This window comes from Streptomyces rectiviolaceus (genome assembly GCF_039533825.1).
In the GTDB taxonomy this organism is placed as follows: domain Bacteria; phylum Actinomycetota; class Actinomycetes; order Streptomycetales; family Streptomycetaceae; genus Streptomyces; species Streptomyces rectiviolaceus.
The window spans coordinates 1,217-12,071 of sequence record NZ_BAAAUG010000023.1; the positions used below are offsets into that span (position 1 = coordinate 1,217).

Annotated in this window: 9 protein-coding genes; 6 read left to right on the forward strand and 3 right to left on the reverse strand. The window is 70.5% G+C overall.

The window, feature by feature from the left end:
- From ABD378_RS07920 to ABD378_RS07945, 6 genes are all read left to right on the forward strand, one after another.
- Positions 1-1,015 (forward strand): ketoacyl-ACP synthase III family protein (locus ABD378_RS07920; protein WP_344519779.1); only part of this gene is annotated, 1,015 nt, incomplete at its 5' end.
- 8 nt (positions 1,016-1,023) lie between these two features.
- On the forward strand, positions 1,024-2,019 hold the full coding sequence (locus tag ABD378_RS07925) for a 3-oxoacyl-ACP synthase III family protein (protein WP_344519780.1): 996 nt from the start codon (positions 1,024-1,026) through the stop codon (positions 2,017-2,019).
- A gap of 28 nt (positions 2,020-2,047) precedes the next feature.
- A complete protein-coding gene (locus tag ABD378_RS07930; protein ID WP_344519781.1) occupies positions 2,048-3,082 on the forward strand; it encodes an aldo/keto reductase in 1,035 nt (344 codons plus the stop codon).
- Between the two features lie 22 nt (positions 3,083-3,104).
- On the forward strand, positions 3,105-4,034 hold the full coding sequence (locus ABD378_RS07935; protein WP_344519783.1) for an alpha/beta hydrolase: 930 nt from the start codon (positions 3,105-3,107) through the stop codon (positions 4,032-4,034).
- 54 nt (positions 4,035-4,088) lie between these two features.
- The gene (locus ABD378_RS07940) at positions 4,089-5,861 is read left to right on the forward strand and encodes a fatty acyl-AMP ligase (RefSeq protein ID WP_344519785.1); all 1,773 of its coding nucleotides are present in this window, start codon (positions 4,089-4,091) and stop codon (positions 5,859-5,861) included.
- Positions 5,861-6,859 carry a beta-ketoacyl-ACP synthase III gene (locus ABD378_RS07945; protein ID WP_344519786.1) on the forward strand — a complete coding sequence of 333 codons (999 nt, stop codon included), beginning with the start codon at positions 5,861-5,863 and terminating at the stop codon, positions 6,857-6,859. Before ABD378_RS07940 ends, ABD378_RS07945 begins: the two co-directional genes overlap by 1 nt.
- An 88-nt stretch (positions 6,860-6,947) precedes the next feature.
- Here the strand turns inward: ABD378_RS07945 and ABD378_RS07950 are convergent, their stop codons facing one another.
- From ABD378_RS07950 to ABD378_RS07960, 3 genes are all read right to left on the reverse strand, one after another.
- Positions 6,948-7,904, reverse strand: coding sequence for a chlorinating enzyme (locus ABD378_RS07950; RefSeq protein WP_344519787.1), 957 nt, complete (start codon positions 7,902-7,904; stop codon positions 6,948-6,950).
- Between the two features lie 166 nt (positions 7,905-8,070).
- Positions 8,071-9,579, reverse strand: coding sequence for a pyridoxal-dependent decarboxylase (locus ABD378_RS07955; RefSeq protein ID WP_344519788.1), 1,509 nt, complete (start codon positions 9,577-9,579; stop codon positions 8,071-8,073).
- Between the two features lie 200 nt (positions 9,580-9,779).
- The coding region (locus tag ABD378_RS07960; RefSeq protein WP_344519789.1) for an APC family permease at positions 9,780-10,855 on the reverse strand (1,076 nt) is incomplete at its 5' end.

Here is a 10,855-nt window from a genome sequence, read left to right on the forward strand (position 1 = left end):
ATCGGCCAGGGAAGCAGTGGCCGACAACAAGTACGCTGCCGAGGATTTCGAAGAGAACAAAATGGTCTGTCTGCCGGTCGTCGCGGACGAGACCTCGGTTCCCGACATGGCGGCATTTGCGGCGCGGCGCGCGCTCGACCGTGCCGCGCACGTGGTCGGCGGCCGGCTCGACGTACTCGTGCACGCGTCGGTGTACCACCAGGGCCGCGACTACTGCTGGACCTCAGGCCCGTACATCCAGCGGGAACTTGGCGTCACCGGCGCCTTCGCGGTGAACGTGCAGCAGCTGTCGAACGGCGGCATGGTCGCGATGGATCTGGCCGTGTCCCAGCTCCAGGCCGGCCGCGGGACGAGCGCCATGGTCACCACGTCGGACCGGTTCTGCCTGCCCGGCATGGACCGGTGGCGGGGCGCGTACGGCATCGTCGTCGGCGACGGTGCGACGGCCATGGTGCTCTCCACCGCCGGCGGCTTCGCCCGCGTCCACGCCATCGAGTCGTACACCGACGCCTCGCTGGAGCCGCTGCACCGCGGCAACCACCCGTTCACCACCGCCCCGCAGCCCAAGGTCGACGATCTGCGCGCGCCCAAGAAGTCGTACCTGGCCAAGGTCGGCAAGGAGTCGGTGATGCAGCGCGCCGAGGTGGCGCTGCAGGACACCGTCCGCTCGGTGCTCGACAAGACCGGGCACAAGCTGGACGACTTCGCCAAGATCCTGATGCCCAACATGGGCCACGGTCTGATGGACGCTCAGTTCCTCCAGCCGCTGGGCATCACGGCCGACCGGTCGCTGATGGACTGGGGCCGCTACACCGGGCACCTGGGCGCGGGCGACCTGCTCGCGGGAGTGGCGCGGCTCGTGGAGAAGAAGCACATCCGCGAGGGCGACCTGGTGCTCCTGGTCAGTGCCGGCGGCGGCTACTCGCTGACCGTGGCGGTGCTGGAGATCGAGTCGGTACCGGAGTGGCCCGAGGCCACCACGGACTTCGCCCTGCCCGCCGACGTCACCGAATGAGGTCGCCCATGCCTGTGCCTTCAGCACCTGTCGCGATACTGGGCACCGGGTCGTACGTCCCGGACCGTGTGGTGTCCAACACCGAGGTCGGTACGCCCGCCGGGGTCGACGACGCCTGGATCGTACGGAAGACCGCCATCCGCGAGCGCCGCTGGGCCGAACCGGGGCAGGCCACCTCCGACCTCGCCACCGGCGCCGCGCGCAGAGCCCTTCAATCCGCGGGGATCACGGCGGACCAGCTGTCCACCATCGTCGTCGCCACCTCGACCCCGGACCACAAGCAGCCGGCCACCGCCGTGTTCGTGCACCAGAACCTGGGCGGGGCCACGCCCGGCGTCTCGGCGTTCGACGTGAACGCGGTCTGCGCCGGCTTCTCCTTCGCCCTCGACGTGGCCCACGGAATCATCGCCAAGTCCGGCGGCTACGGACTGGTCATCGGCGCCGACCTGTACTCGCAGATCCTCGACCCGGCAGACAAGAAGACCGTGATCCTCTTCGGCGACGGCGCCGGCGCCGCGGTCATCGGCCCGGGCGACGCCGACCGCCGGATCCGTACGACGGCGTTCCACATGTACAGCGAGATGTCCGACCTCGTCGTCGTGCCGGCGGGCGGCAGCAGGCAGCCCTACGACCCGCAGGCGCACGACGCCGGTCTGCAGTACTTCTCGATGGAGGGGCGCACCGTCCGGGACTTCATCATCAACACGGTGCCCGGGCTCGTGAAGCAGTTCCTGCACGACTGCGAGGTGCTTCCGGCCGACATCACCCACGTCGTCCCGCACCAGGCCAACGGGGTCATGCTCGACGACCTGTGGTCGAAGCTCGACCTGCCGGGCGCCACGCTGCACCGCACGGTCAGCGAGTTCGGCAACGTCGGCTCCGCGTCGGTCCCGCTCACCCTCGACCGGGCGGCCCGCTCCGGGGCGCTGCGCCGGGGTGACCGGGTCCTGATGCTCGGCATGGGCGGCGGGTTCGCCGTCTCCCTCACGCTGATCGACTGGTGACCGCGGAGTTGGTGGAGAGGAGACGGTCATGGAATACCGACGGCTCGGAGCCTCCGGCCTGCATGTCCCGGTCCTGAGTCTGGGCGCGGCCACGTTCGGTGGCCGCGGCAGCCTGTTCAGCGCCTGGGGCAACACCGACGAACAGCAGGCGCGGGGCATGGTCGACATCTGTCTGGACGCCGGTGTGACGATGTTCGACACCGCGGACGTGTACTCGGAGGGCAAGTCGGAGGAGCTGCTCGGTGCGGCGATCTCCGGGCGCCGGGACCGGGTGCTGCTGTCCACCAAGACGGGCACGCCCACCGGCTCCGAGCCCGGCGAGATGGGCACGGGGCGATCCCGGCTTATCAAGGCGGTCGAGGGGTCGCTGCGCCGGCTGCGCGTCGACCACATCGACCTGTTCCAGCTGCACGTGTTCGACTCCGGCACCCCGGTCGACGAGACGCTCGCGGCCCTGGACGACCTGGTCCGCTCGGGCAAGATCCGCTACGTGGGGGCGTCGAACTTCGCCGGCTGGCAGCTGATGAAATCGCTGGCCGCCGCCGACCGGCACGGCTTCTCCAAGTACGTCGCGCATCAGGTCTATTACTCGCTCGCCGGCCGTGACTACGAGTGGGAGCTCATGCCGCTCGCCCACGACCAGGGCATCGGCGCGGTGGTGTGGAGCCCGCTGGGCTGGGGCCGGTTGACCGGGAAGATCCGCCGCGGCCGGCCGCTGCCCGAGGCGAGCCGGCTGCACCGTACGGCCGCGGCCGCGCCGCCCATCGACGACGAGCGGCTCTACGACCTGGTCGACGTGCTCGATGACATCGCATCGGAGACCGGCCGGACCGTGCCTCAAGTGGCGCTGAACTGGCTACTGACCCGGCCGACAGTGGCGACGGTCATCATCGGTGCACGCAACGAACAACAGCTGCGGGACAACCTGGGCGCGATCGGCTGGCAGTTGGACGCCGAGCAGTTGTCCCGGCTCGACAAGGTCAGCTCGGTCACCGCGCCGTACCCGTACCACATGTACAGCCGGCTGCGCGGATTCAAACCCTTGAATCCTCCGCTGGTGTGACTCAAGGAGAGCCCCCTTGGCCATGGACCGATTCGTCCGCGCCTTGATCAAATGGCAGGCCGGCGGCCGGCCCGAACCGGCGCGCACGCTCCCCGTGGCCCAAGTGCGCGACCGCTACGCCGCGCAGGCGGCCCATGTGCGCGGCGGGGCCGCGCGGGACGCGGGCATCGAGACGAAGGACCAGCTGATCGACGGCGGCGACGGCGAGTTCGGCGTCCGGACGTATCTGCCGCCCACCGATCGGGGCCGTCTGGTGACGTACCTGCACGGGGGCGGCTGGACGGTCGGAGACGTCGACACGCACGACCCGGTCTGCCGTCGTATCTGCGCCGAACTCGGCGCGATCGTCGTCTCCGTCGACTACCGCCGTGCGCCGGAACATCCGCACCCCGGCCCGCTCCGGGACGGCATCGCCGCGTCCGAGTGGGCGGACCGCACCTTCCCCGGCCGCCACTACGTGATCGCCGGGGACAGTGCGGGCGGGGCCCTGGCCGTGGGGATCGCGATGCACCACCGCGACCACGGCGGCATCGGGTTCGCCGCGCAGCTGCTGGTGTACCCGCCGACCGATCCGGAGCTGCGGTCGGAGTCCGCCGACAAGTACGGCTCGGGGTACCTCTCGGAAGTCGACGACCTGCGCTGGTACTACGACCAGTACGTGCCGGACCCGGCGCGCCGCACGGACCCGGAGATCGACCTGCTGGGCGCCGACCTGCGCGGGCTGCCGCCCACCGTGATCGGCACGGCCGAGTTCGACCCGCTGCACGACGAAGGTGTCGAGCTGGCGGTCCGGATGGCTGCCGACGGCGTCGAGGTGCACCATGTGCCCGCTCCGGGCCTGGTGCACGGATATCTCCTCATGGCCGACATCGTCCCGGCCGCCGCGACGGCGACCAGGAATGTGCTGGCGGCGGTGGAACAGATGCTGGCCTCGGCGCCCATGACGCAGTAGCCCCGACGACCTCACCCCGCTCGAAGTCCCTGCATGCATGAGGAGATCCGACCCGTGACCATCACAGGACCGTACTCGACCGTGGACGTGCACACCTTGGCGGACGCCCTGCGGTCGCGCGGCGAGAAGCAGCCCGACCAGACCGCCTATGTCTTCCTGCGCAACGGCGAGGACCCCCACGAAACACTCACCTACGGCCGCCTCCACACCGATGCCCGCATGCGGGCGGCCAGGTTCGCGGCCGAGGGGCTCTCGGGGCACGGCGCCGTGCTGCTCTACCCCTCCGGCCTGGAGTTCGTCCGGACCCTGCTGGGGTGCATGTACGCGCGTGTGGCCAGCGCACCGGTCCAGGTGCCGCGGCGCCGCGAGGAGGTCGAGCGGCTGCGCCGGATCGCCGACGACGCCGGGACCTCGACCGTCCTGACCACCGCGGAGGTCGCGCGCGAGGTACGTGAACGCTTCGGTGACATGCCGGAGTTGAGCGGTCTGACGCTCGTCGCCACCGACACGCTGCGCTACGACCCGGACGCCGTCGGGCCGACCCTTCCTGGCCCCGAGGACATCGCGCTGCTCCAGTACACGTCCGGCTCCACCGGCGACCCCAAGGGCGTCATGGTCAGCCACGCCAACTTCCTTGCCAATGTGGTCGAGACCGACGAGCTGTGGCCGTGCGAGCCGGGCGGCACCGTCGTCAACTGGCTGCCGCTCTTCCATGACATGGGCATGCTGTTCGGGGTCGTCATGCCGTTGTGGGCGGGCATCCCCTCGTACCTGATGGCCCCGGAGTCGTTCATCCGGCGCCCGGCCCGCTGGCTGGAGGCGCTCGCCCGGTTCGGCGGCACACATGCCGCCGCGCCCAGCTTCGCCTACGAGTTGTGCGTACGGGCGGCCGCGGAGGGCAAGACCGGTGCCGTCGGCGACCTCTCCCGCTGGCGGGTGGCCGCCAACGGTGCCGAGCCGGTGCGCTGGGCCACCATCTGCTCGTTCGCCGACGCGTTCGCGCCGCACGGCTTCGACCCGCGGGCCATGTGCCCCGGTTACGGCCTGGCGGAGAACACCCTGAAGGCGACCGGCGCCCGCCAGGACCGCGAGCCCAGCGTCCTGTGGCTGTCCGCCGAGGCCCTGCGCAACGGCACCGCGCAGCCCGTCGGCGACCATGCCGCCGATGCCATCCCCCTGGTCGGCAGCGGCAGTACGGTCGGCCGCACCCGGATACGGATCGTGGACCCGGCCACGCGCCGGCTCCTGGTCGACGGGCAGGTGGGCGAGATATGGGTCGACGGCCCTTGTGTGGCGGAGGGTTACCACGGCCGCGCCGAGGCGAACGAGGAGACGTTCCGGGCCCGGATCGCTGACCCGGAGCTGTCCGGCACACCGCATCTGCGCACCGGGGATCTCGGCTTCCTGCGCGACGGCGAGCTGTACGTCACCGGGCGCGTGAAGGACGTCATCATCCGCAAGGGGCGCAACCACTACCCGCAGGACATCGAGCTCTCCGCGGAACTGGCCGTGCCGGGAGCGCACCCGAACTGCGCGGCCGCCTTCTCCAGCGAGGACGGGGAGCTCGAGCGGCTCGTGGTGGTCGTCGAGGCCGACGGACGGCTCCTCAACTCCCTGGGCGCCGAGGAGATCCGCCGCCGGGTCCACGACGCCGTACGGGAACGGAACCGGATCACGCCGGACGACGTGCTCGTCGTGCGGCGCGGGGCCGTGCCGAAGACCTCCAGCGGCAAGGTGCAGCGCCGGGCGTGCAAGCGGCGCTACGAGGACGGTGACCTGCCCGTCGTGGGCGTGCCCGCCGCGGCAGCGGCCGGGGCGGAGGCGTGATGGGCGCCCTGCGGCTTCCCGAGCGCCCGCCCGGGGCGCGCATCCTGGGCATCGGCGTGTACCGGCCGACCCGTGTGGTGGGCAACGACGAGATATGCGCCCGTATCGACTCCAGCGACGAGTGGATCCGCCGCCGCTCCGGGATCACCTCCCGGCGGTTCGCTGGACCGGACGAGACGGTCGTCACGATGGCCGCGGAGGCGGCCCGCAAGGCGGTGGCCCAGGCGGGCATCCAGCCCGCCGACGTCGGCATGGTGCTGGTGGCGACCATGTCCTTCCTGGAGCAGGCGCCGGCCGCGGCGCCGCGCGTCGCCGGCCTGCTGGGCGCCCGCGGCGCGGGCAGCCTGGACGTCGGCGCCGCCTGCTCGGGCTTCTCCTACGCTCTGGGGCTCGCCGACGCGCTGGTGCGCTCCGGCGACGCCCGCAACGTCGTGGTGGTCGGCTCCGAGAAGATGAGCGACATCGTCGATCCGACGGACCGCGGCACCGCGTTCCTCTTCGGCGACGGCGCGGGGGCGGTCGTGGTGGGCCCGTCCCAGAGCCCCGGCATCGGCCCGGTGGTCTGGGGGTCCGACGGCGAGCGGCACCACATGATCGCCCACGACCGCAGCTGGCTGGACGTCCGCAGCGGGCAGGCCGCCTGGCCGTATCTGCGGATGGCAGGCCCCGAGGTGTTCCGCTGGGCCACCAGGATCGTGCCGGAGATCGCCCAACAGGCCTTGCGGGAAGCGGGAGTTGATGTCGCCGACCTCGCCGCGTTCGTCCCCCACCAGGCCAATGCGCGCATCATCGACACCGCCGCCAAGTCCCTGGGCCTGGCCCCGCACACGGTCGTGGCCAAGGACGTCGTCACAGCCGGGAACACTTCGGCCGCGTCGATCCCGCTGGCCCTGGACCACCTGCTGTCCCAAGGGGCGGTCCCCAGCGGCGGCCTGGCCCTGCTCGTCGGATTCGGCGCGGGACTGACCCACGCCGCCCAGGTCGTGGCCCTGCCCTGACGCGGGCCACCACACGGCCGAGGCGAAGGCGCCGTCCCCTCCCCCGAGGCAGCGCCTTCGCCTCGGCGCACCATGTCGCCGGCCGCCCTCAGGCGCCGTCACCGCCGCGGCGCCAGAAGGGGTGGCCCTTGGTGGTGTGCCAGGCGACCCGGTTGTGGCCGTACTCCTCCTTGCCGCTGACCAGCACCGTCCCGTAGCGCTCCAGGCTCGCCCGTCCGCCGTACTCCTCGACTTCCGTGACGCCGGGGTAGACCTGCACGGACGTGGGGACGTAGCGCGCCGAGAAGCCCATGCGCATCCGCCTGGTCCGGCCGGTGTGCGGGTGCGAGGCGTGCATGAGCCGCGACCAGAAGATGACGAACTGCCCGGCCCGCATCTCCATGGACACCGCCTTCGACTCGTCCGGCTGCCAGTCCGGGTCGATCTGGAGCTCGCGGTAGTCGTAGCCGAAGAAGCCGCGCGGGACACCGTTCTTCACCACGGAGATGTTCCGGTCGGGGTCGTAGCGCATCGGCTTGGTCTCGTCGTAGCGCATGGTGCGGTGCGTGCCGGGGATGAACTGCAGGCAGCCCATGTCGGCGGTGGCGTCGCTGAACGCACACCACACGGTGAGGGAGCCGCCCGGACCGGAACCGGACGGCCACTGGATCTGGGGCCGTCCGGACGCGTTGGCGAAGGTGGCGGACTGGTGCCAGTCCGTGCCCTCGTTCCCCGGGTACTTGGGGAAGAAGTCGGAGCGCCAGCACAGCACGTCCGGGCCGAGCACGGAGGCGACCCGGTCCACGACGTGCGGGTGGGTGATGTGGTCGGCGAGGAAGGCATTGTCCAGGTGCCGGTCGTAGTTGGACAGGTTCGCCGCCCCCGAGCCATCGGATTCGTCCCGGTACACCGCGCCGCTGCGGTCCATGAGGTCCTGGCGGGCCTTGGCCCACTCCCGCTCGATCTCGTCGGGCTCATAGAGCGTGAAGGGGCCCGCGTATCCGTTCCGGTGGAACTCCGCCACCTCGTCGGCGGTCAGCCGGAAGTCGTGCTGTTGAGCGGACATGTCTCTCCTCGGCGACGGCTCGGGACATCTCAAAGACGTGAGCCGACTGCGGAAAAGAAGGGGCCCACCTGCCCGGGAGCATGTGGACCGCCTTCGCCGTCGTGGGTGAACAAGCTCCGGGGCCTCTCCAAGCGGCCCGGTTTTCGAACGTGGTGCGCCATCAAGGTCATCGCGATGTGGTCCCGGTGTACGAGGCCAGGGGAAAAGCCCCCGGCTGTCGCAGCTCGCCGATGAGTTCGTCGACGCGTTGGCCGGTGAGGTGGCGCATCGCGTACAGGTGGACGTAGGTGCGCGCGGCGCCGTCGACGTGCACGGTTTCGCTGGAGAGGGAGTAGCGGCGGACGATGTCCGCGTGTGGCTGGCGAAACCGTACCGTCAGCGACTGCGGGCTGCGGGCCACCCACAGGTCCTGTCCCAACTGCTCCTGGAGCGCGAGCAGTTGCTCATGCGTGTAGGCAGCGAGGCCGTCGCACTCGGCCGCGAGCCTGGCCTGGTCGTCGTAGGAGTGACGGGCCAGATAGTCCCACATCAGCAGCGAGGAGAAGCCGTTGCGGGAGCCCGCGAAGGTGGTGTCGGCGGAGCCGATGTACTCCGATGCCCTGGGCGGGGCCATCTGCATTCCGGTGCGGGTCATGAACACTCCGCACGCCCACGGTGTCCCCATCCATTTGTGGCCGCTCATGGTCAGTGAGTGCACGCCGGAGAGCCGGAAGTCGAAGGCCGGCGGTGCCTGCTCCACCATGCCGACGTCCCGGGCCATCTCCAGGTAGGGCGCGTAACCGGCTCCCAGTGCCCCGTCGACGTGCACCCAGTATCCCGGCCGCTCGTCGCAGTCGCTGCTGTTGCCGCCTCTGCGGTCGACGCGCCGGTTGTCAAGACCGTATTCGGCACAGATGCCATGCACCGTGCGGGCGACCGCCTCGACGTCGTCGTACGCGCCTTTGAAGGTGGACCCGTAGTTGAGGCTGATCAGGATCGGGTAACCGCGACTGGCGAAAAACCGTACCAGCACGGCGAGTTGTTCGACGTCGATGGCGCCGTGCTCGGTGGAGGGCACCTCCCGCGGCCAGGGGGCCCCTGGTGCGAGGGGGTTTTCGTCCGGGTAGCGCGTGGAGCCCAGGGTGTGGAAGGTGTCGATGTCCAGCGCCCGTACGGCTTTGGTCAGCGAGTAGTGGGTGTCTTCGGAGAAGAACGCCACCGGATGGAAGTCGTGCGGGCCCTCGCCGAGCAGTTCCTGCCCGACGGCCACCGTGCCCGGCTCGCGCTGGTGCGTGCGCAGGGGCTTGCCGGACAGGTAGTCCCGTGCGTTCCACAGGCCGTACAGGTTCCCTTCGCTGGAGCCCATGGTCAGGACGTAGCCCCAGTACGACTCGGGGTCCTCCGGGTCGTGCGGCCACTTCGCGTGCCACAGCGAGGCGAAGTAGTCGAGTACGGCCCGCTCGAGCACCTTGGAGTTGAGCGTGTACGAGCTGGACTGGTAGGGGTCTCCGACGTTGTTGAGGTGCCGGTTGAGATAGTGCCCCAGGCGTTCTTCGTAGTCGAGGGCGCTGGTGACCTGGTAGCCGGCGAAGTTGCGCGTCTGGGTGTCTATGTGACTGCGAAACAGCGCCTCGGCCTCGGTGTACTGCTCCGCGTCCAGTCCGGTGGGCGGCAACTGCACCTTGTGGTGGGGCACTTCGGGAACGCTGATGTAGGCCGCCCGGGGGTCGGAGGACGGTGGGGTGCCGTAGGGGCGTCCGCCGACAACCCGTAGGCCGCTGAAGGTTTTCTGCCACGGTGTGTCTTCGGGACCGAAGGGTATGTCCGCATGCGTTTCGGCTTCACGAGCCATTGGATCTGGTCCTTTCACTGCGCGGCTCCCGGATCGAGGCGGAGTCACGGCGCGGCTTGGGAGAGGCTGCCGGAAGGGTCCCCGGCCGGGGCGGTGGGCTCCGCGGCGGTGGGCTCCGGAGCCGGCGCCGGCACGGATGCGCCGCCCAGGCGCGCGTACCGGTCCGGGCGGGCCGAGCGCAGCCAGGTGGCAAGGCCGACGCCGATGCCGCCGACCACCAGCAGGAGCCACGGCAAGGCGGTGACGACGGGATCGGTGGTCCCGGTCAGCACGTCGAAGTTCGACACCACCAGAATCGCCGCGGTGATCAGCCCCAGGGCTCCCAGCGCGGGCGCGACGACGGTCTGCCAGCGTCCCTCGCGCTGATGACGGAAGTAGCCGATCACGGCCACCGAGGCCACGGCCTGCAGCAGGATGATGCCGAGGGTGCCGAGGCCCAGCATGCTGGTCGACATGTTCACGTACGGGTCGAGACCCGCGACGGCGAACAAGGTGACCACCACCGCGCTGAAGACGGACTGGACCACGCTGGCCCGGTGCACGGAGCCGTGCCCCGCGTGCGTGGTGTGGAGGCCGCCCGGCAGCAGCCCGTCGCGGCTCAGGGCGTACATGTACCGGTTGGCGGCGTTGTGCAGCGCCAGCCAGGCGGCGAACAGGCTGGTGCACAGCAGGACTTGCATGGTGACGGTGGCCGGGTGCCCCAGGTAGCTGTCGCTGAGCAGGAAGAACAGATCGCCGAGGTGGCCCTCGGCCTGGGCGCGTACCCGGTCGGGTCCCAGAGCGCCGACGGCGACCCAGCTGGTCAGGGCGTAGAACGAGGCGACCGTCAGCACGGCGATGATGGTGGCGCGGGGGACGCTGCGGCGTGGCGCCTTGGCCTCCTCGCTGTACAGGGCGGCCGATTCGAAGCCGAGGAAGGAAGCGAAGCCGAACATCACGGAGACGCCGAGCCCGGGGGCGAGCACCTCGTTCGGGGCGAAGGAGGCGGAGGGGAGAGCCGAGCCGCCCTCGCGGACCAGGATGGCGATGTCCAGTGCGACCAGGATGGCGATCTCGCACACCATGCAGATGGACAGCAGCCGGGCGCTGAGCTCGGCCTCTCGGAAGCCGAGCATGCCGA

Bases quoted from the DNA above. Each gene is read 5' to 3' on its own strand.
- ABD378_RS07925 (WP_344519780.1), top strand. From the start codon at position 1,024: ATGCCTGTGCCTTCAGCACCTGTCGCGATACTGGGCACCGGGTCGTAC.
- ABD378_RS07930 (WP_344519781.1), top strand. From the start codon at position 2,048: ATGGAATACCGACGGCTCGGAGCCTCCGGCCTGCATGTCCCGGTCCTG.
- ABD378_RS07935 (WP_344519783.1), top strand. From the start codon at position 3,105: ATGGACCGATTCGTCCGCGCCTTGATCAAATGGCAGGCCGGCGGCCGG.
- ABD378_RS07945 (WP_344519786.1), top strand. From the start codon at position 5,861: ATGGGCGCCCTGCGGCTTCCCGAGCGCCCGCCCGGGGCGCGCATCCTG.
- ABD378_RS07950 (WP_344519787.1), bottom strand. From the start codon at position 7,904: ATGTCCGCTCAACAGCACGACTTCCGGCTGACCGCCGACGAGGTGGCG.